At 68.5% G+C, this 19,301-nt stretch carries 23 protein-coding genes; 15 read left to right on the top strand and 8 right to left on the bottom strand.

Annotation, left to right across the window (positions count from 1 at the left end):
• Positions 1-10: 10 nt before the first annotated feature.
• On the bottom strand, positions 11-736 hold the full coding sequence (locus tag ACNNMR_RS17470) for an SDR family oxidoreductase (RefSeq protein WP_419995545.1): 726 nt from the start codon (positions 734-736) through the stop codon (positions 11-13).
• Positions 737-995: 259 nt separating this feature from the next.
• On the opposite strand from ACNNMR_RS17470, the gene ACNNMR_RS17465 reads away from it, so the two are divergent.
• Positions 996-1,319 carry a transposase gene (locus ACNNMR_RS17465; RefSeq protein ID WP_420000392.1) on the top strand — a complete coding sequence of 108 codons (324 nt, stop codon included), beginning with the start codon at positions 996-998 and terminating at the stop codon, positions 1,317-1,319.
• Between the two features lie 113 nt (positions 1,320-1,432).
• On the opposite strand, the gene ACNNMR_RS17460 is transcribed toward ACNNMR_RS17465, so the two are convergent.
• Complete coding sequence (locus ACNNMR_RS17460) at positions 1,433-2,317, bottom strand: LysR family transcriptional regulator (RefSeq protein WP_419995544.1); 885 nt, start codon at positions 2,315-2,317, stop codon at positions 1,433-1,435.
• A 285-nt stretch (positions 2,318-2,602) separates the two neighbouring features.
• Here ACNNMR_RS17460 and ACNNMR_RS17455 point away from each other — a divergent pair, with 285 nt between their 5' ends.
• The 6 genes from ACNNMR_RS17455 to ACNNMR_RS17430 all read left to right on the top strand — a co-directional run bounded on the left by ACNNMR_RS17455 (position 2,603) and on the right by ACNNMR_RS17430 (position 6,159).
• Positions 2,603-3,181 (top strand): dihydrofolate reductase family protein, encoded by a 579-nt coding sequence (locus ACNNMR_RS17455; RefSeq protein ID WP_419995543.1) that lies wholly within the window; start codon positions 2,603-2,605, stop codon positions 3,179-3,181.
• Positions 3,182-3,276: 95 nt separating this feature from the next.
• Positions 3,277-3,849: a dihydrofolate reductase family protein gene (locus ACNNMR_RS17450; protein WP_419995542.1), complete on the top strand. Its 573-nt coding sequence runs from the start codon at positions 3,277-3,279 to the stop codon at positions 3,847-3,849.
• 105 nt (positions 3,850-3,954) lie between these two features.
• Positions 3,955-4,554 carry a dihydrofolate reductase family protein gene (locus tag ACNNMR_RS17445; protein WP_419995541.1) on the top strand — a complete coding sequence of 200 codons (600 nt, stop codon included), beginning with the start codon at positions 3,955-3,957 and terminating at the stop codon, positions 4,552-4,554.
• An 84-nt stretch (positions 4,555-4,638) separates the two neighbouring features.
• The gene (locus ACNNMR_RS17440; RefSeq protein WP_419995540.1) at positions 4,639-4,971 is read left to right on the top strand and encodes a YciI family protein; all 333 of its coding nucleotides are present in this window, start codon (positions 4,639-4,641) and stop codon (positions 4,969-4,971) included.
• Between the two features lie 261 nt (positions 4,972-5,232).
• Positions 5,233-5,520, top strand: coding sequence for a DUF4287 domain-containing protein (locus ACNNMR_RS17435; RefSeq protein WP_419995539.1), 288 nt, complete (start codon positions 5,233-5,235; stop codon positions 5,518-5,520).
• 246 nt (positions 5,521-5,766) lie between these two features.
• The gene (locus ACNNMR_RS17430; RefSeq protein ID WP_419995538.1) at positions 5,767-6,159 is read left to right on the top strand and encodes a VOC family protein; all 393 of its coding nucleotides are present in this window, start codon (positions 5,767-5,769) and stop codon (positions 6,157-6,159) included.
• Between the two features lie 874 nt (positions 6,160-7,033).
• Here the strand turns inward: ACNNMR_RS17430 and ACNNMR_RS17425 are convergent.
• The gene (locus ACNNMR_RS17425) at positions 7,034-7,444 is read right to left on the bottom strand and encodes a VOC family protein (protein WP_419995537.1); all 411 of its coding nucleotides are present in this window, start codon (positions 7,442-7,444) and stop codon (positions 7,034-7,036) included.
• A 165-nt stretch (positions 7,445-7,609) separates the two neighbouring features.
• On the opposite strand from ACNNMR_RS17425, the gene ACNNMR_RS17420 reads away from it, so the two are divergent.
• The 3 genes from ACNNMR_RS17420 to ACNNMR_RS17410 all read left to right on the top strand — a co-directional run bounded on the left by ACNNMR_RS17420 (position 7,610) and on the right by ACNNMR_RS17410 (position 10,124).
• The gene (locus ACNNMR_RS17420) at positions 7,610-8,026 is read left to right on the top strand and encodes an NADPH-dependent FMN reductase (protein WP_419995536.1); all 417 of its coding nucleotides are present in this window, start codon (positions 7,610-7,612) and stop codon (positions 8,024-8,026) included.
• A gap of 217 nt (positions 8,027-8,243) precedes the next feature.
• Entirely contained in the window at positions 8,244-8,795 is a 552-nt protein-coding gene (locus tag ACNNMR_RS17415) for a Uma2 family endonuclease (protein WP_419995535.1), read from the top strand.
• Between the two features lie 459 nt (positions 8,796-9,254).
• On the top strand, positions 9,255-10,124 hold the full coding sequence (locus ACNNMR_RS17410) for a Bax inhibitor-1/YccA family membrane protein (RefSeq protein ID WP_419995534.1): 870 nt from the start codon (positions 9,255-9,257) through the stop codon (positions 10,122-10,124).
• Between the two features lie 88 nt (positions 10,125-10,212).
• Here ACNNMR_RS17410 and ACNNMR_RS17405 read toward each other — a convergent pair whose 3' ends face one another.
• Positions 10,213-10,443 carry a DUF4287 domain-containing protein gene (locus ACNNMR_RS17405; RefSeq protein WP_419995533.1) on the bottom strand — a complete coding sequence of 77 codons (231 nt, stop codon included), beginning with the start codon at positions 10,441-10,443 and terminating at the stop codon, positions 10,213-10,215.
• Positions 10,444-10,548: 105 nt separating this feature from the next.
• Here ACNNMR_RS17405 and ACNNMR_RS17400 point away from each other — a divergent pair, with 105 nt between their 5' ends.
• Positions 10,549-10,875 carry a hypothetical protein gene (locus ACNNMR_RS17400; protein WP_419995532.1) on the top strand — a complete coding sequence of 109 codons (327 nt, stop codon included), beginning with the start codon at positions 10,549-10,551 and terminating at the stop codon, positions 10,873-10,875.
• 2 nt (positions 10,876-10,877) lie between these two features.
• On the opposite strand, the gene ACNNMR_RS17395 is transcribed toward ACNNMR_RS17400, so the two are convergent.
• The 3 genes from ACNNMR_RS17395 to ACNNMR_RS17385 form a co-directional block, all read right to left on the bottom strand.
• Entirely contained in the window at positions 10,878-11,753 is an 876-nt protein-coding gene (locus tag ACNNMR_RS17395; protein WP_419995531.1) for a hypothetical protein, read from the bottom strand.
• A gap of 168 nt (positions 11,754-11,921) precedes the next feature.
• Positions 11,922-13,145: an acetyl-CoA C-acetyltransferase gene (locus ACNNMR_RS17390; protein WP_419995530.1), complete on the bottom strand. Its 1,224-nt coding sequence runs from the start codon at positions 13,143-13,145 to the stop codon at positions 11,922-11,924.
• A gap of 103 nt (positions 13,146-13,248) precedes the next feature.
• Complete coding sequence (locus ACNNMR_RS17385; RefSeq protein WP_419995529.1) at positions 13,249-13,866, bottom strand: TetR/AcrR family transcriptional regulator; 618 nt, start codon at positions 13,864-13,866, stop codon at positions 13,249-13,251.
• Between the two features lie 66 nt (positions 13,867-13,932).
• Here ACNNMR_RS17385 and ACNNMR_RS17380 point away from each other — a divergent pair, with 66 nt between their 5' ends.
• Positions 13,933-14,820, top strand: coding sequence for an oxidoreductase (locus ACNNMR_RS17380; protein ID WP_419995528.1), 888 nt, complete (start codon positions 13,933-13,935; stop codon positions 14,818-14,820).
• Between the two features lie 85 nt (positions 14,821-14,905).
• Here ACNNMR_RS17380 and ACNNMR_RS17375 read toward each other — a convergent pair whose 3' ends face one another.
• Positions 14,906-15,949 carry an SGNH/GDSL hydrolase family protein gene (locus tag ACNNMR_RS17375; RefSeq protein WP_419995527.1) on the bottom strand — a complete coding sequence of 348 codons (1,044 nt, stop codon included), beginning with the start codon at positions 15,947-15,949 and terminating at the stop codon, positions 14,906-14,908.
• Between the two features lie 101 nt (positions 15,950-16,050).
• Between ACNNMR_RS17375 and ACNNMR_RS17370 the strand changes: the two genes are divergently transcribed.
• From ACNNMR_RS17370 to ACNNMR_RS17360, 3 genes are all read left to right on the top strand, one after another.
• On the top strand, positions 16,051-17,439 hold the full coding sequence (locus tag ACNNMR_RS17370) for a cystathionine beta-synthase (RefSeq protein ID WP_419995526.1): 1,389 nt from the start codon (positions 16,051-16,053) through the stop codon (positions 17,437-17,439).
• Between the two features lie 66 nt (positions 17,440-17,505).
• The gene (locus ACNNMR_RS17365; RefSeq protein WP_419995525.1) at positions 17,506-18,153 is read left to right on the top strand and encodes an ABC transporter permease; all 648 of its coding nucleotides are present in this window, start codon (positions 17,506-17,508) and stop codon (positions 18,151-18,153) included.
• Entirely contained in the window at positions 18,150-19,301 is a 1,152-nt protein-coding gene (locus ACNNMR_RS17360; protein ID WP_419995524.1) for an ABC transporter ATP-binding protein, read from the top strand. The genes ACNNMR_RS17365 and ACNNMR_RS17360 overlap by 4 nt, the downstream gene beginning before the upstream one ends.

Here is a 19,301-nt window from a genome sequence, read left to right as displayed (position 1 = left end):
GGGGCGGCCTTTACGCCAGGCCGCCGGTTGCCCCGATGTTCTGCCCCGTGAGCCAACGGGCACCGTCACCGGCGAGAAACGCGACGATCTCGGCGATGTCACTCGGTTCGCCCAGTCGGCCAAGAGGGGTCGAGGCGACGATCGGCTCAAGGGCGGCCCGGTCGTCGACCGTGAGCTTGCCGGTGTCGGTGATGCCTGGCAGAACGTTGTTGACCGTGATTCCGCGGGGGCCTAGTTCCTTGGCAAGCCCAAGACCCAACTGCTCGATCGCAGCCTTGGTTGCTGCCAGGGCGCCCAGGTTGGCCCGGGCGGTGCGCGTGGCCTCTCCCGAGATGTTGATGACCCGCCCGCCGTCGTTCAGGTGCCGGCTGGCCTGCTGCAGCGCGAGAAAGGTGCCTTTGATGTTGACGGCGACCGCTCGATCGAATTCCGCCTCAGACAATTCAGCCGTCGATCCGTAGAGGAAGTGGGCTGCATTATTCACCAGAATATCGATGCCGCCAAAAACTGCCAGCGCATCCTTGAACAGGTGTTCGACGTCGGCGGATACGGCGAGGTCGGCCTGAATCGCGATCGCGCGGCCGCCGCTCTCCGTGATCTCGGCGACAGCTTCGTTCGCTGCGACGGCGTTGCCTTGATAGTTCACAACGACATTGGCGCCGTCGTCTGCGAGGCGCGCGGCAATGGATCGACCGATGCCGCGGGAGGCTCCGGTCACGATGGCGGTCTTAGTCATTCGCTGAGTGCAGCACGACCATTCATGGAGCACAAGCTTTCGAGGCGTTGGTCACAGCAGCCAGAGATCACTTTCTCTCACATGATCCACTGTGTTGGCCGTCCGTGCTGAGTGGTACCAGGGATCCTGGATCAGCCGGGGCTGGCCCGGCTGCGCGGGCGCGGCCGGGTTCTGTGAGTCGACAGGAGGGCTTGACCCCGGATCTTGGACACCCGAGACACTTGGATCTTGAGTCCAGGAGAACGGATGTCCCGTGGACATGAAGCGCTGTCCGCCGGAGTTCAAGGCGACGCGGTCGCGTTTGTACGAGTCGCGGCCGGAAGCGACGATCAGGTCGGTCGCCGCTGATCTGGGGGTGAATCCGGTGCCGTTGCGGAACTGGGTCCGGGCGGTTCGCCGGGGCGCTGGTGAACGGCTTCCAGTTCATTGCCGACCACCAGCGCCGCTACGGCGTGAAGCGGCTGTGCAGCATCCTCGGCATCGCCCGCTCCAGCCCCGCGCGTACGGGGCAGCGGCCACGCGATCCGCGTCTGACGCCAGCCCTGGTCGGAGACCGGGGGCCAACGGCCGTACACGCCCTTAAGGAGCTGTCGCACGACGGGGGACGGCCGCCTGGCGGCGCAGTGGCGGGCGATCGGCGCCGGTTACTGCGACGTGGGGTGGCCCGTTAGAGGCCCGGCCCCAGGGGGGCGGCCGCTACTGTTTCAGCGGTCCGAGCTGCTCGATGATCTTTGCGAGGGCCAGGATTGCGTCGGTCTCGGCGCTGGTGCGCCAGATCAGCGCCCACCGGACCGGTGCGGCATCGTGGATGGGGATGTAGGCGATGCCGGGTCGGGCGAAGTAGCGGGCGGCCTGGTGATGCACCTGGGACACTGCCTCACCGCTGGCGATGATCAGCAGCACCTCCATGAAGTCGGAGGCGGTTGGCCCGACCTGGATGGGGCGTCCGCTGGGGGTGTGCCGCGGCACCATGGTCTCGCGCCAGTAAGCAGGCGCGTCGAGGTCGATGGTGACCTCATCGGCGAGGTCCTCCAGGCTGACTGACGCCTGGCGCGCCAGCGGGTGGCCCGAGGAGACGGCGAGCATCACCGGCTCGTGGTGGATTACGGGGCCAACTGTCAGATCGGGCTCCCGAACGGGGAGCCACACCAGGGCGGCATCGAGCTCTCCGCTGCGCAGCCCGGCGAAGGGGTCGGTGAAACCGATGGTGCGGATCTGCATCTCGATGCCGGGCCGCTCGACGGCGAATGCGTCGAAATAGGGCCGCAGGTCGTCCACATTGGAAGAGATCATGCCCAGGCGCAGCACCCCGTCCGTTCCCCGGGCGGCCTGCTCTGCCCGCCGCAGGCTCTCCCGCACCTGGCTGTGGACCGGCGCCAGGTCGTCGATCAGCCGGCGCCCGATCGCAGTGAGCTCCACCTTGCGGCTGGTCCGTTCGAACAGCGCCGCGCCTATGCGGCGCTCCTGTGCCTTGACGCACTGGCTGACCCGGGACGGCGTGATGTGCAGCCGCTCCGCGGTCCTGCCGAAGTGCAGCTCTTCGGAGAGCACAAGCAGAATCTCGATGTCCCGCAATTCCACGACAACCTCCCCCCGTGACCCGGGCTGTTGTGAATGCGACACGCTACCCCGCCGCCGCGATCGGCGCACGGTCGGCCGCAGCAGCGCCGACCGCTGCGGCAGTCCGGCGCTCCCGGGGGGCGGCTGCCGCCTCACCGGCGTGTCCCGGATCGTTTCGAATCATGTTAACGCCGGTGTCCCATTTAAGTGTTGATCATGCCTCGCACGGCGATGCAGCCTGGGACGGCACTTGAAACCGCGCGCCGCGCTTCGCTCGAAGCGGCGGCGTTCTGCTGGAGGGCACACATGACCAGAGCAGCGCCCGGCACGCTCATCCATTTCGTAGGTCAATCGGTCGACGGCTTCATCGAGGGGCCCAACGGAGAGTTCGACTGGCCGGTGATGGACGAGGAGCTGTCGGCTTATTCCCACACGCTCGCAGAAGAAGCCGACGCCTTTCTGTACGGGCGCGTGGTGTGGGACATGATGTCCGGCTTCTGGCCGCGCGCCGAGGAGATCTCCACCCACCCGCACGACCTGCGGTTCGCGCCGCTATGGCGGGAGAAGCCCAAGATCGTGGTCTCCAGGTCCCTGGAGAAGGCCGACTGGAACACGCGGGTGCTGGGCGCCGACTTCGCCGAACAGATCGCGGCGCTGAAGCGGTCCGGTACCAATCTGGTGCTGTTCGGCGGCACCGCACTCGCTGCGTCCCTGGCCGAGCACGACCTGATCGACGAGTACCGGATCAACATTCACCCCATCCTGCTGGGAGGTGGCAAGCCGATCTTCCAGCACCTCAAGCACCGCACGGGGCTGACGCTGGCCGAGGCGACCGTCTACGACTCCAAGGTCGCGCTCCTGCGCTATCGGCGGGACCGTACCTGACCCGCGGGGCCGGGCGCGGGCCCGACGACCGGGAACCGTGGCCGGCACCGACCACAGCAAACACACGCGCCAATCAACGAAACAGGAGACTCACCGTGCGCAAGCTGATCAGTTCTGCCTTTGTCTCGCTCGACGGCGTCGTGGAGGCGCCGGGAGGCGAGTCCGGCTACCGCAACGCCGGATGGACATTCAACGACATTGATTTCGTTGAGGCTGCCTACGAGATCAAGGGCCGGGAGCAGCGGGAAACCGACGCCTTGCTCTTCGGCCGGGTCAGCTACGAGGCGTTCAGCCCTGTCTGGCCGGACATGGCAGAGTTCGCCGAATACAAGGAGAAGCCGAAGTACGTCATCTCCACCACCCTCACCGAGGGCGACCTGGTGGACAACTGGGGGCAGACGACGATCCTGCGGTCGCTGGCGGATGTTGCCGCGCTGAAGGAGACCGATGGCGGTCCGGTCATCATGCACGGCAGTGCCCAGCTGAACCGGGAGCTCTCCGACGCCGGCCTGATCGACCGGTACCACCTGCTGGTCTTCCCGGTTCTGCTGGGTGCGGGCAAGCGCCTGTTCAGCTCCACCGATAAGGACGCGCAGCAGCTGAAGCTGGTCGAGCACGAGGCTTACGCCAACGGCATGCAGTTGAACGTCTTCGACGTCGTTCGCTGATGCGTCGCACCCGGCTGTCGCCGGGAAGCGGCACGAATTCGACGCCCAACGGCGATTCACCGACGACGGTGGACCTGCCTACGACGCAGACGCAGGGAGCACGCAATGACCGTCTCAATCGGCCGCAGGGTGACCGCGAACATGAGCCTCACCCTCGACGGGCGCTTCAACGGCCCCGGTGGGCCGAGTGACTTCAGCATGTTCGCCCCGTACGTGACCAGCGAGGTCGCACGGGATCAGCTCACCCGCATCTGGGAGAGCGCTACGACCGCACTACTCGGCCGGGTCAATGCCGAGGCATTTATGGGGTACTGGCCGTCGGTTGCCGAGGACGAGGATGCCGATCCGCGTGATCGCGGATACGCAAAATGGCTGGTGGACACGGAAAAGGTGGTCTTCTCGGCCACCCTGGCAAAAGCACCGTGGGAGCGCACCCGGGTGGTGAACGCACCGGCTGCCGAAATCGTCACCGAACTCAGGGCCGCCGGTGCGGGCGACATCCTCGTCAACAGCTGCCCGAGCATCATCAAGCCGCTCCTCGCGGCAGACCTGCTCGACCGCCTCTACCTCATGATCTTCCCCGAAATCGCGGGGGGAGGGCAACGACTGTTCAACGACGGCCTGCCTGCTTCGAAGTGGACGCTCGTCCACCAGGAGACCGGAGAGCTGGGCGAGATCGCCATGGTTTACGACCGGACGCGCTGAGCGGCCGGTGTCCATAGTCTCGCGACCAGGACATACGAACGACCACGAGGTAGTTGCAGCGGCATTTAATGAAAGGGACAGCGGATGAAGTTCGCATTGGTGTACGCCTACGACCCCGCGCAGGCGGGGCCTGGGCACGGTGAGATCGATGAATGGGTGGAACTTGATGCCGCGCTGAAGACGGCTGGGAGCTTGGTCCACGAGTCCGGGTTTTACCCGGCAGGCGAGGCCCGGACCGTCACGGTTCGGGATGGGCACGCCCAGGTGCGGGTCGGCGCTGTGATCGGCGCGGGGACGACGACTGCCGGATACATCGAGGTCGAGGTGGCAGACGAGGAGGCCGCGTTGGCCTGGGCCGAGCGGGTACCGACGGCTCGCTACGGACAGGTCGAGGTCCGCCGAATCGTTGACTATTAGTGCAGCGGTGCACATCGCGCCGGTGGGCACAAGCCGACCGAACGAAAGATCAACGAAGGCCGTCCGGCTACCGGCGCACCCACGAACGGGCGAGCATGCGCGACGTGTCGTTCGAGGTCGGGGTGACGAGAAGAAGATCCGGATCACCACGCGGCGAGCGATGAGTTCTGGATGCAGCGGCGGTCTACAGATTCAGACCGCCCCGGCAGACACTCCCTGGCGGTGGCCAAGCAGGCAGTACACCGACGAGAAGGGGAGAACATGTCTTTTCAGGCATACCTGGACACGATCGAGGACAAGACCGGGCTGACGCCGCGTGCGTTCATCGCCCTCGCGCACGAGCGCGGCTTGGACGAGCCGGCCACGAAGGCGGGAACGATCCTGCAGTGGCTCAAGGAAGACTACGACCTGGGCCGCGGGCACGGGATGGCGCTCGTGCACGTCATCAAGAAGGGCGCGAAGATCGACGCCAAGCACGTCGGAACGAACGGCTCACACCGCGACGAGTCGGACACCCTATGGCTCGACGGCAAGCACACCCGCCCCTGACCCCGATACCGAACACTGTCAACAACTGCGGCGACGCCCAGAGCGCCGCGGGGTTCCTCCTCAGGCACGGTCGGAACAGCGTCCCCCGAGCACCACGGTCGTGCCCTGTGTCGTAATGCAGGGGATCAAGGCGGTGAACCGAGCCGCAATTGCCGAGTCCAGCGGCGAATTCTCCACCCCTATCGGTCGACTCGCACCCGATCGGCCTGGCCCCACCCGAACCCGATCATGGGAAGGCAGACTGCCATGCAGGTACGTGTAAAGGAATTTGACCATCTGGTGCTCAACGTGGATGACGTTGAACGAGCCCTGGACTTCTACTGCGGGACGTTGGGCCTGGATTCGGTACGGGTGGAGGAGTGGCGAGCAGGCACGGTGCCGTTCCCGTCGGTACGGATAAGCCCGACCACGATTATCGACTTCCTGAGCCAGCCACACATCGAGTCGAACGTGGACCACATCTGCCTGGTCGTTGAGCCACTGGACTGGCAGGAGGTCATCGCCTCCGGCGCCTTTACCGTACTGGATGGTCCAGTCGACCGCTTCGGCGCACGCGGCCAGGCGCAGTCGATCTATATTCAAGATCCAGACGGAAATACCATCGAACTCCGATGGTATCCGCAGGATAGGCAGGCCTGAGCGGCGGACATCACCAGCCGTCACTATCGTCAGACACCAGGCAGCCCCTGAGAAGGGCCCACTCCATGGCCGGGCAGTTAGCGTTCTTGAAGGTCACGCAAGGGCGTTGGTGCCCATGCAGTTGCGGTGCAGAGGCCGGGGCCGATCTTGTGGCAGCGCAGGATGCGTACCTTCAGCATCGCGTGGCGTAGGGCATAGCAGGCGGACCCGTGTTCCCACCGCTGGTGGTAGAGGTCTACGTGGCGGGGTGGTGGCGGGCATCGGTGAGTATGGTAATCAGCCGGTAGGTGCCGGTGAAGGCGGAGCCGTCGGTGCGGGTCACCGCGATCTGCGCGTCGATGATGCGGACCTGCACGGTGCCGATCGCCGACAGGTACGAGCCGTCGGCGAGACGGCCAGTACGGGGGTCGTTCCGACGAAGGGCGCGGAGATCGCCCGACTGTGCCCGTAGGTAGCAAGCTGGGAGATGGAGCGCGACACCCCGCGCAGCCGCGAAGTATTCCGCGGCCGGACCAATTGGTGAGTTCCGACCTGCACCCGGCAGCCGGCGGGGTGCATCCGGCTGCTCGGCCCGTGGCGAGACGGCCCATGAGGTCGCCGACCTGTTGGAGTGCGGCGTGGCCACGTGCCGCGTGGCGGCTCGCCGCCTCCACGGCGGCGTCAAGGTGCCGGATGACCCGCCCGGGGTGTCCGGTAAGAGGGCTCGGCGCGCGAGCGCGACGGCCACGGCTACTGGACAACGCCTCAGCGCACACGGCCAAGGCGGTCAAGGGCCGCCGCGAGCAGGTGCCAGGACCGGGGTGGAGCTGTTCTGCCTGCCACCGCGTAGCCCGGAGCTGAACGACATTCAGCAACGAGCTGCACCCCAGCCCGCCTAGTCACGTTTGGGCCAAACCGGGCCCTGGTCGGTCCAGGTGACGCCCTTGTTGCGGCACAGGCAGAAGGGGTGACCGATCGGGTCGGTGTAGATCTGCCAGCCGTAGCCGTTGGGGCCGATGAAGTCTTGCCTTAGCGTCGCGCCGAGGTCGAGGACGCGGCGCTGCTCGGACTCGATCTCGTCCACTTCGAAGTCGAGGTGGAACTGCTTGGGGTGCTCGCTGTCGGGCCACTGCGGAGCGCGGTAGTCGTCCACCCGGATGAATGCCAGCTCGATCTCCCCGAACTGGATGCCGGCCCAGTCCTCGGAGCTGTCTTCCTTGGTCGGACGGCCCGTCACCTCCGCGTAGAAAGCCGCCAGCTTCATCGTGTCCGGGCAGTCGATAATGAAATCGGTGAGTCGAAGCATCCCGCGATCTTGTCACAAGCTCACAGCTCGGGGCGTGGTGTAAGGGACTGCTGTGGGCCGTGCGCGAAGCTGGTGCATGCCCTACATGAACTTCCAGCTGCTCGTCGGGGAGCCTGCACATGACCATCCGTTCCGATGCGGCGTCGGCGTCCGTACAGGCTGATGATGGACGAACCGCTCAAGGCCGCGCTTGATCAGTACGAGCACGAGCACACCCGCGCGTGGAGCCGCACGGCCAGCGGCTACAGCGGCTTCCTATTCGTCTTCCCCCAGCACAGCTGGGGCTACCCCGCTGTACTGACGAACGCGGTCGACTTCCTGTTCCACGAATGGCACGACAAGCCCGCCACCCTGGCCAGCTATGGAATGTACGGCGGGAACAAGGGTGCGGCCCAGTTCCTGACCGTCCTCAAAGGCGTACACATGTGCCCCCTGGACGACCACCTCGAACTCGTCGTCACCGATGACGATGTCGATAACGCCTGGCAGCTCAAGGACGTCAACGTCACCTTGCATGCCTACCGGGGCCCCATCAGGGTCATTGGCGAACAGATGACCCAGGCACTCCACGACGGCCAGTAGCGCCTGCCTGCACCACCTGCAGCCGTAGTGCGCGCCGCCTGACCCGCCGGTCAAGGGAACTGTCCGCCTCGACCCGCAGCAGATCGTGGCGCGTCCTGTGAACCTTCGAGAGTCCTGGCACGGCCGGTCACTCAGATGCAGGTGGGTGCGGACGAGGGTGAACCCGTCGGGTGGCTGCTGGCGCCCGTATCCTGACGGGGACGGGAAGGAGCAGCGGATGAGCGTTGGCCCGATCGCGCACACAGAGTTCCCCGCCGGATACTCGGTCTTCTTCGGTGCCGACGGTAAGGTGATCATGACACCGCAGAGCTTTGAGCACTCAAGCACGATCAAGTCGATGCAGATCGACTCCCTTGCTCTCGGCCGTCATGCCAAGACCGCTTCAGACGTCTACATCGACTTCCCCGCCGACGAGCACTCCGCCCCCGACTTCGCCATCCTGCGTGAGGACGCGCAGCGGCAGGGCAAGCGGTACGGCTTCGAGGACGTGTTGCTGATCGCGGAGGTCGTGTCTGTCTCCTCGGCGCGCAACGACTACGACGACTGCACCGCCAAGTACGGCCGCTATGGCATCCCGGTCTATCTGGTGGTGGACCCGTACGCAGCGGAGGTCGTCGTCCATACCGAGTCCAACGGCTCCGGCTACATCACGGCCCGCACGCACAAGTACGGCACCGGAAAACTCCCCATCGAGCTGGCTGACGGCCGTACCTACACTCTCGACCTTGACGAGCTGCCGCGGCCCGATACGGACAGCGGTATCCGCTGACGAACACTTGGCTCGTCGCGGCCCGCGAGGGCTGCCGGGGCGCCCGGCCCATGGTTCCTGGGTGGCCGTGTTCCCGCGGGAACACGGACTCGGGTCGAGGCGGATTGAGAAGGATCGAGAAGGATCGAGACCGAGCTACGAGGATGCCTCCGTCGCAGCTCAGAGCGTTTCCGCTGGTCACGGCGGGGGCCGGGGAGAATTCAAGTCCGGCTCCGGGCACCTCCCGGCGCCCCCTTGCCTTTACGCAGGGTGCGGGCGCCGCTGCGGAGTGTCCAGGAGGGCGCGGCTGAGTGCCGCTGAGCGCATGCCGAGCGCCGCTGAGCGCGGGAATCAGGAGCGCTGCCCGTTCGTTCTCCCTGGCAAGGCTGGGTAAAGATCCTCCTGGGGGCCTAGCGCGATTTCTTTGCTTACCCATTACCCTGGGGACAAGGCCGCGCAGTGCGGCCATGGAGGAGTGAGATGAGGAGCAGCAACCCGGTCTTCTCGCGACGTGGGTTCAGCCGCACCGGCGGCTACGCGGGCTTTGACGCGCCGCCGCAGGCCGGGGGCCCCGCCACTGCCACAGCCGGCAACCCGTACGCGCAGCAGCAGGCCACCGCCCCGAACCCGTACGCCACCAACCCCTACGCGCCCGCCGACCAGCAGCAGGGCTATGCCCCGCCGGCCGCTCCGGGCCGGATGACGATGGACGATGTCGTCGCCAAGACGGGGATGACGCTCGGCGTCGTCGTCATCGCGGCCGCGGCCTCGTGGATCGCCGAGCTGCCGATCGGCGTCGGCTTCGCCGCCGCCCTGATCGGCTTCGTGCTGGCGATGGTGAACTCGTTCAAGCGCAAGCCCTCGCCTGCGCTGATCCTGGCTTACGCAGCCTTCGAGGGTGTGTTCCTCGGGGTCATCAGCCAGGTCTACAACGAGCGCTGGTCCGGCGCCCCGATGCAGGCCGTGCTCGGCACGATGGCGGTGTCCGCCGGTGTGCTGGTCATGTACAAGACCCGCATCATCCGGGTCAACGCCCGCTTCCAGCGCTTCGTGGTCGCCGCGCTCATCGGCTTCGTGCTGCTGGCCGCGGTCAACCTGCTCGTCGCCGTCATCGGCGGCGGCGACGGCCTCGGCCTCCGCACGGGCGGCCTCGGCATCATCTTCGGCTCCCTCGGCGTCCTGATCGGCGCCGCGGTCCTCGCGCTGAACTTCAAGCAGATCGAGGACGGCATCGCCTACGGCGCCCCGAAGGAGGAGTCCTGGCTGGCGGCCTTCGGTCTGACCGTGACGCTGGTCTGGATCTACCTGGAGATGCTGCGGCTCGTGGCGATCTTGCAGGGCAACGACTAGCCGGTTTGATTCGTGTGAAGAGCCCGTCGGGATCCGTTCCCGGCGGGCTCTTCGGTGTCCTGGTGTGAGTACGTCTCGGTGTCCCTGGCTAGAGCAACTTCCGTGCGGCTCGCCTCAGGTCGTATTCGTGGACGATCGCCTTGGCATGGCCGTACGCGAGGTCATGCTCGCCACGCAGCCAGCTCACCTTCTCCTCGAAGCGGAGGAAGCAGGGGCCTTCTTCTACGGTGTGCATCCAGTCGGATACTTCACGACCGGTGCAGTGGGGGATTCGGGAGAGCAGGTTCCGGTGGGTTTCCTGGGAAAAGACTTGGGACATCGGCGCCTCCGGGTAAGCCGTCCTTCTCTGCACCGTGCCTGAGCGTTGGGCTGTTGGCAACCATGCGGTGCGGCCGATTGGGCCGCGGATCCTCGATAGGGTCGGATGGTGCACGATGTGACATCGCTCCTGACCGCCGTTGACCAGGTGGCTTCGCGCTTGCGGGCGCTTCCACAGTCGCGGCTGCGGCAGGGGGCTGCGGCGGAGGGTCTTGCGCTGGCGCGGGAGTTGGGGGCGCGGGCGCAACGCGCCGAGTTCGGCGCGGTGCGGTACGAGATGCCGGACGCCGGGGAGTTCGCGGTCGGGGACCAGGTCGCGGTAGCGGGCATCGACCTCGCGGAAGCGCTGCGCGCCGCCCCCTCCGGGGAGGAAGCGGCGCGCGAGCTGGACGAGGCGTTGCGGCTGCTCGAGCAGACCGCGGCCCGTATCTGAAGCTACAGCGAAGCGATGACCCGGTCCGCCAGGACGTACACGCTCTCCTCCGCGCACTCGAAGGTCAGGGCGAAGGCGCCCGAGACCGCGGAGCCGCCCAGGAGGATGGGTTCCATGCCGCCCACGAGGGCTGCGGACAGGCGGTCGGCCGTGTCGCGGTGGCCCGGGGAGAGGCACAGGGTGGTGCCGTCGGCGAAGACGTAGACATCGAGGGTGCCCAGGGGGCCGGGGCGCACGTCGACCAGGGGCGTGCGCAGCGCGGAGAGGTCTTCCAGGCGCGCTACCGTGCGCTCGTGGTCGGCGATCGCCGGCTCGCCCGCCGAGCCGCCGTGCGGCTTGAAGTCCGGGTGCGAGGGGTGGCGGCGGCGAGCGGCCGCGAGCTCCGCGGACTCGCCGGGGGCGGCGTCCGAGAGGTCGCCGGCGGCGTCGCCCTCGACCTCGGCGTACGCCTCCGCGGCCTCCGAGAAGAGCGGCTCCAGCCCGGCCAGGTCGGCCTGGCGCGGCAGGTACGGCGTCGCGTCCCCGAAGAGCGCGTCCCCGGACAGCGCGCCACCGAAGGCGGTCCCGTCGAAGATCGAGCCATCGCTCGCCTCCCGGGCCTCCTGCTCCGCCCAGAAGGCGCGCGCCTCGGCGAGCTCCCGCTCGCGCTCGTCGGCGAGCGCCTGGGCCACGGCGGTCCGTATCTCGTCCTCAGTGGCGGTACGGGCCGACGGCACCCGCACATCGGGGGCGGCGGCATCGTGGGTCAGGGTGTCGGCAAGGCGGGAGCGCAGCTCGGCCACGTCCTTGCGCAGCCCGCGCACGCTGTGCAGGACTGCGGCACCGAGGGCCATGCCGGAGGCGGCGGCCACCGCAAGGGCGATGTTCGTGACGCTCACTGTCGTACTCCCGACTGCAGAGGGAACCCGTAGTTTCTACCTCAGCCTGCCGGAGTACTGAACACCGCCCCCAGTGCATAAAGGCATAAATCGGACAGGTCCTTGGTCCTGCCGTACCTGAAAGGGGCGGGTACGGCACTATGGCCGCCCCGCCCCATGAGGTCCGTGCTAGCTCAGGCGCTCCAGCACCATCGCCATGCCCTGGCCGCCGCCCACGCACATCGTCTCCAGGCCGAACTGCTTGTCGTGCCACTGGAGCGAGTTGATCAGGGTCGTCGTAATGCGCGCGCCCGTCATCCCGAAGGGGTGGCCCACGGCGATCGCACCGCCGTTGACGTTGAGCTTGTCGATGTCGATGCCCAGGTCGCGGTAGGACGGGATGACCTGCGCGGCGAAGGCCTCGTTGATCTCCACGAGGTCGATGTCGCCGATCGACATCCCGGCGCGGGCGAGGGCCTGCTTGCTGGCCTCCACCGGGCCGAGACCCATGATCTCCGGCGATAGTCCGGACACTCCGGTGGAAACGATGCGCGCGAGGGGCGTGAGACCAAGCTCACGCGCCTTTGTGTCGGACATGATGACGAGTGCCGCGGCGCCGTCGTTCAGCGGGCAGCAGTTGCCCGCCGTGACCAGCCCGTCGGGGCGGAACACCGGCTTCAGGCCGGAGACGCCCTCCAGGCTCACGCCCGCCCGCGGCCCGTCGTCCTTGCTGACGACCGTGCCGTCCGGGGTGGTGACCGGGGTGATCTCGCGGGCCCAGAAGCCGTCCGCGATGGCCTTCTCGGCGAGGTTCTGGGAGCGTACGCCGAACTGGTCCATGTCCTGGCGGGTGATGCCCTTCATCCGGGCGAGGTTCTCCGCGGTCTGGCCCATGGCGATGTAGACGTCCGGAGCCTTGCCGTCCTCGCGCGGGTCATGCCAGCTCGCCGCGCCCTTCTCGGCGACCTCGGCCGTACGGGCCTCGGCGGCCCCGAACACGGCGTCGTTGTGGGTGCCCGGCATGCCGTCCGAGGAGCCGTTCACGTAACGCGAGACGGTCTCGACGCCCGCGGAGATGAAGACATCGCCCTCGCCTGCCTTGATGGCGTGCATCGCCATCCGGGTCGTCTGGAGGGAGGAGCTGCAGTAGCGGGTGATGGTGCAGCCCGGCAGGTGGTCCATGCCGAGCTGCACCGCGACCACCCGGCCCAGGTTGTGGCCCTGCTCGCCGCCGGGCAGGCCGCAGCCGAGCATGAGGTCGTCGATGTCGTGCGGGTCGAGGCCCGGCACCTTGTCCAGGGCGGCCTTGACGATGCCGGCGGTCAGGTCGTCCGGGCGGACGTCCTTGAGCGAGCCCTTGCCCGCCCTCCCGATCGGCGTGCGAGCGGCTGACACGATCACGGCTTCGGGCATCACGGCTCCATTGGCGCTGAGGGAGTGCGGGTCTTCTGCGGAAGCTACCCAGGAGTTCGGACGCTAAGCAAGCGCTCAGGTGTCAGGGTGGTGCTGGTCACAGTCACTCATGCGGTGCGGCCCCGCGCAGGAACTGCCCGGCCGCGTCCTCCACCAGGCCGTCCAGCAGCTCCGGCGGTACGAAGTCGACGGTCGTCAGCGTGGCGATGCCCTGGAGGGTGGCGAACAGGACGATCCCGATCCGCTCCGGCGGCCCCTGCTGGAGCGCGCCCTCCGCCTGGCCCTGGAGGATCAGGTCGGTCATCAGCCCCAGCGCGGCCTCCGCGGACTCGACGATGCGGTCCGCGTCCGGCCGGTGCTTGCGGGCGTACATCAGCTCCAGCAGCGCGGTGTTCTCCGCGGCGAAGCGGACGTACGTGTGCATGGCGGCCCGCAGTCGCGCCGGGAAGTCAGGTCCTGCGTCCTCGAGCGCGGCGCGCAGGGTCGCGTCCAGCCGCCCGAACCCGGCCACCGCCAGCGCGTCCAGCAGCGCCTGCCGGTCGGCGAAGTGCCGGCGCGGGGCGCCGTGGCTGACGCCGATCGCCCGGGCCAGATCCCGCAGGGACAGCCTCTCGGCGCCCTGCTCCCGCAGCCGCTCCTCGGCGGCGTCCAGCAGGGCGGTGCGGAGGTTTCCGTGGTGGTACGGGCGGTCATCGGCGCGGTCGTCGCTCGGGTCCGGCATGTGATCCAGGGTAGCCGCGAGATGTTTGCGTTGACGACATTGTTGCCAGCGCCTACATTGTTGCTCATGACTACATTGCCTTCTCCGGCGGAGCGCACCTTCGTCATCACCGGGGCCAACAGCGGGATCGGCCGGGCCGCCGCCCGCGCGCTCGCAGCGCAGGGCGCGCGCGTCGTGCTCGCCGTCCGTAACGCCGACAAGGGCCGGGAAGCCGCCGCCACGATGACCGGCGACGTCCACGTCCGCCGGCTCGACCTCGCCGACCTCGCGTCGGTCCGGGCCTTCGCCGACGACTTCGACGAGCCCGTCGACGTACTGATCAACAACGCCGGCGTGATGATCCCGCCGCTCACCCGCACCGCCGACGGCTTCGAGCTGCAGTTCGGCACCAACCACCTGGGGCACTTCGCCCTCACCAACCTGCTGCTGCCGCGCATCCGGCAGCGCGTCGTCACCGTCTCGTCCACCGGTCACCGGCGCGGCGTGATCGACTTCGACGACCTCAACTGGGAGCGCAAGGCCTATCGGCCGTTCTCCGCGTACGCGCAGTCCAAGCTCGCCAACCTGCTCTTCATCGCCGAGCTGCAGCGGCGCCTCACGGAGGCCGGATCGCCGGTGCTCGCGACCGCCGCGCACCCGGGGCTGGCCGCCACGAGCCTGCTGCGGCCGGCCGGGCGGAGCCGGTTGCGGCACCGCCTGGAGAACGCGGTGGTCCGCGTCGTCGCGCAGAGCGATGAGGGTGGGGCGCGGCCGACGTTGTACGCCGCGACGGCCGATGTCCCCGGCAACGCCTACGCGGGGCCGAGCGGCTTCCTGGAGCGGCGTGGCGAGGCGGAGCTGGTGGGGCGCTCGGCGCGGGCGAAGGACGGGGCGGTGGCGCGGCGGCTGTGGGCGGTCTCGGAGGAGCTGACGGGGGCTGCCTTCCCGGCGCAGGCGCTGAGCCGAACCCGGTGATCAGGGCCTGCTGAACCGTACGCACGGAGCCGTACGCACGGAGCCGTACGCACGCAGCCCTACGCACGCAGCCCCCGGATCGCGCCTACGCCGCGTTCGCCGGCTCGTCCTCCGGCGGCGCCACCCGCCGCCTCCGCCGGTGCTTGAGCAGCGCCCACGGCCCCCGCCCCGCCGGCGCGGGCACCGCCGCGACCTCCGTGCCGCCCTCCTCCGCGGCCTTCGCCGCCGCCGCGGCCACCGGCAGGAAGCCCTCCTCGCGGCGGGCGTCCGGCCGCTCGTCCTCCGCCGGCCACAGGCCGAGCGCGGCACACAGCGTCGGCAGTACGGCCATGGCCGCCGTCGCGTACCCGTCCGCCGACGGGTGGTAGTTGTCCGGGCCGAACATCACCCGCGGATTCGCCTCGAACTCCGGCCCCAGCAGATCGCCCAGCGACACCGTCCGCCCCGACTCCTCCAGCACCCCGATCGTCTGCGCCGCCGCCAGCTGCCGCGACATCCGCCGCGCCAGCCACCGCAGCGGTTGGTACACCGGCTCGATCGTCCCGAGGTCCGGGCAGGTGCCGACCACCACCTCGGCGCCCGCCGTGCGCAGCCGACGGACCGCCCCGGTCAGATGCCGTACGGACTGGGCGGGCGGCATCCGGTGGGTGACGTCATTCGCGCCGATCATCACCACCACCACGTCGGGTCGGAAGCCGAACTCGTCGAGCAGCTGCGTGACCTGCCGCTCCAGGTCGTCGGACTGGGCGCCGGGCAGCGCCACGTTCCGCAGCTCCACGGGCCGCTCCGCCACCGCCGCGAGCCCGGACGCCAGCAGCGCCCCCGGCGTCTGCCGCGGCCGGTGCACGCCCTGGCCCGCGGCCGTCGAGTCGCCGAGGAAGCCGAGCCGCAGCGGCTCGCCGCCGCGCAGCCCGTCCCGCGTCCCGGCCGCACCGCGCCCGAAGGGCGCCCCGTACAGGCCGTCCGCCCGCGGCGGCTCGTCGTCCGAGCCGCCCACGGTCCGCCGGGCCAGCCGGACCTCGGTCAGCACCAGGCCCACCGCCAGTCCGCCCATCAGTCCGATCCCGCCGCCGCCATAAGCCGCCGCCGCCGCGATGCGCCGTGCCACGCGCGCCCTCGACATCGTCATAGGCTGGGCCCCACCTCTCCGTTGCGGCGGCAGACGTACTAAGAGCTTGTTGCCCGATTCCGTCCCCAACGCAACAACGTGCTGATCACCTGGAGCATGCGGTGCAGTATTACGAGTCCATGATCGATCTCGTCGGCAACACCCCGTTGGTCAAGCTGACCCGTGTCACGGCAGGCCTCCAGGCGACCGTGCTGGCCAAGGTGGAGTACTTCAATCCCGGCGGCTCCGTGAAGGACCGGATCGCGATCCGGATGATCGAGGCGGCGGAGAAGTCGGGCGAGCTGCAGCCCGGCGGCACGATCGTCGAGCCGACCTCGGGCAATACCGGCGTGGGGCTTGCGATGGTGGCCCAGCAGAAGGGCTACAAGTGCATCTTCGTCTGCCCTGACAAGGTCTCCACCGACAAGATCAATGTGCTGCGGGCGTACGGCGCCGAGGTCGTGGTCTGCCCGACGGCCGTCGACCCCGAGCACCCCGACTCGTACTACAACGTCTCCGACCGCCTGATGCGCGAGACCCCGGGCGCCTGGAAGCCGGACCAGTACAGCAACCCGAACAACCCGCTCTCCCACTACCACTCCACGGGCCCCGAGCTGTGGCAGCAGACGGATGGGCGGATCACGCACTTCATCGCCGGCGTCGGCACGGGCGGCACCATTTCGGGTACGGGCCGCTACCTCAAGGAGATCTCCGACGGCCGGGTCAAGGTCATCGGCGCCGACCCCGAGGGCTCCGTCTACTCCGGCGGCTCCGGGCGCCCGTACCTCGTCGAGGGCGTCGGCGAGGACTTCTGGCCGACCGCGTACGACGCCGCGATCCCCGACGAGATCGTCGCCGTCTCCGACAAGGACTCCTTCCAGATGACCCGCCGCCTCGCCAAGGAGGAGGGCCTCCTGGTCGGCGGCTCCTGCGGCATGGCCGTGGTGGCGGCCCTCCGAGTGGCGGCGCGCCTCGGCCGCGACGACACGGTGGTGGTGCTGCTGCCGGACAGCGGGCGCGGCTACATGAGTAAACTCTTCAACGATGAATGGATGGCCGACTACGGCTTCCTCGAGGAGGGCGGGACCTCCGGCAGCGTCGCTGACGTGCTGCGGGACAAGGAGGGCGCGCTGCCCACCCTCGTCCACATGCACCCGGACGAGACCGTCGGGCAGGCGATTGAAGTGCTGCGGGAGTACGGGGTGTCGCAGATGCCCATCGTCAAGCCGGGCGCCGGGCATCCGGATGTGATGGCCGCCGAGGTCATCGGTTCCGTCGTCGAACGGGAGCTGCTCGATGCCCTGTTCGCGAAGCGCGCCGAGCTCGGCGACCCCCTCGAAGGGCACATGTCGCCGCCGCTGCCGCAGGTCGGCTCCGGGGAGCCCGTGGCGGACCTGATGCAGGTGCTTGAAGGGGCCGACGCCGCCGTCGTGCTGATAGAGGGCAAGCCCTCCGGGGTCGTATCGCGGCAGGATCTGCTCGCATATCTGGCGAAGAGTGCTAAGTCGTAGCGCTTTGACCTGCACATTTATGGTTCCGTGACGTTCGGGTGGAGGCGCGTGGGGTAGGGGCGCGCCGTGGGCTTCTACGACTTTCTCTCCGGTAATTGGCCGGAGGTGCGGGATGCCACGGTCGATCATGCGGTGCTGGTCCTCGAAGGACTCGGTATCGCGGTGGCGATCGGGCTGCCGCTTGCGGTGCTTATCTACCGCACCTCGCTGCCGCGTGCCGCCGTGCTCGGGATCGCCGGGGTCTTCCTGACGATCCCGTCGTACGCGCTCTTCGGCCTGCTCATCACGCCGCTCGGGCTGGGCAACGGGCCCGCCATCGTGGCGCTGACGATGTACGCCCTGCTGCCGATCATCCGTAACGCCGTCGTCGGGCTGCGCGAAGTCGACCCGGCGGTGGTGGAGTCGGCGCGTGGCATGGGGATGAGCCGGGCGAAGATCCTGCTGAGCGTGGAGCTGCCGCTCGCCTGGCCGGTCATCGTGACCGGGCTGCGGGTCGCGGCCCAACTGCTGCTCGGGATCGCGGCGATTGCCGCCGCCGTCAACGGGCCCGGGCTCGGCAACCTCATCCTGCAGGGCCTGGACAAGGCCGGCACCCCCTTCGCGATCTACCTGACCATCGAGGGCGCCGCGGCGATCATCGTGCTCGCGGTGCTGTTCGATGCGGCCTTCGCGCTGCTGAACCGCCTTACGACATCGAGAGGGCTCGCCGCATGACCGAGACCGGGACCGAGACCGGAACCATTCGCCTCGAGAACCTCACCAAGTCGTACGACGGGCACGGCGAACCCGCGGTCGACAACCTGACGCTGGACATACCCGCCGGCGAGATCGTCGTCCTCGTCGGCCCTTCCGGGTGCGGCAAGACCACCACCATGAAGCTGATCAACCGGCTCATCGAGCCCACCTCCGGGCGCATTTACCTCGACGGCAAGGACGTAACCCAGGAGAACCCCGACCTCCTCCGCCGCCGCATGGGCTACACCATCCAGCAGACAGGGCTCTTCCCGCACCGCACCGTCGCCGACAACATCGCGACCGTCCCGCGGATGCTCGGCTGGTCCAAGGACCGCGTGGCGGCCCGCGTCGATGAGCTCCTCAATCTCGTCGGCCTGGACCCCGACACGTATCGCCGTCGCTTCCCCAAGCAGCTCTCCGGCGGCCAGCAGCAGCGCGTCGGCGTCGCCCGCGCGCTGGGCGGGGATCCCGAAGTGATGCTGATGGACGAGCCGTTCGGCGCCATCGACCCGCTCAACCGGGAGGCGCTGCAGAACGAGTTCCTGCGCATCCAGGCCGAGCTGAAGAAGACCATCGTCTTCGTCACCCACGACATCGACGAGGCCGTGAAGATGGGCGACCGGATCGCGATCTTCGCGCAGAACGGGCGGGTGGAGCAGTACGACACCCCCGAGAAGATCCTCTCCGAGCCCGCGAACGACTTCGTCTCGTCCTTCATCGGCGCGGGCGCCGCCGTGCGCCGGCTCAGCCTCAGCAGGCTCGGCGACGTCGAGGTGCCGGACGGCTGGCCGACGATCGCCGAGGACGCCTCCGCGGACCAGCGCCGGGTCGCCGCCGCCGGCACGGACCGCGGCTTCCTGCTCGTCCTCGACGCCGACCGCAAGCCGGTCGGCTGGCTGCCCGCCGACAAGGCCGGCGAGGACGGCCAGACGGTGCCGCTGCTCGGCTCCCTCGGCCCGGCCGACACCCTCTACGAGGCCCTGGACCGGATGCTCACCCTCAGCTCCACCGGCCACGTCGTCACCGACGCCGAAGGCCGCTACCGCGGCGTCCTGGAGCTCGACTCGCTCCGCACCCTCATCCACGGCGCCAACTCCCCGGCCGGGCAGAGCCAGGAGGTGTCATAA

This window comes from Streptomyces boninensis, from assembly GCF_048572725.1.
In the GTDB taxonomy this organism is placed as follows: Bacteria; Actinomycetota; Actinomycetes; order Streptomycetales; family Streptomycetaceae; genus Streptomyces; species Streptomyces boninensis.
This window is presented reverse-complemented; position numbering and strand designations above follow the sequence as displayed.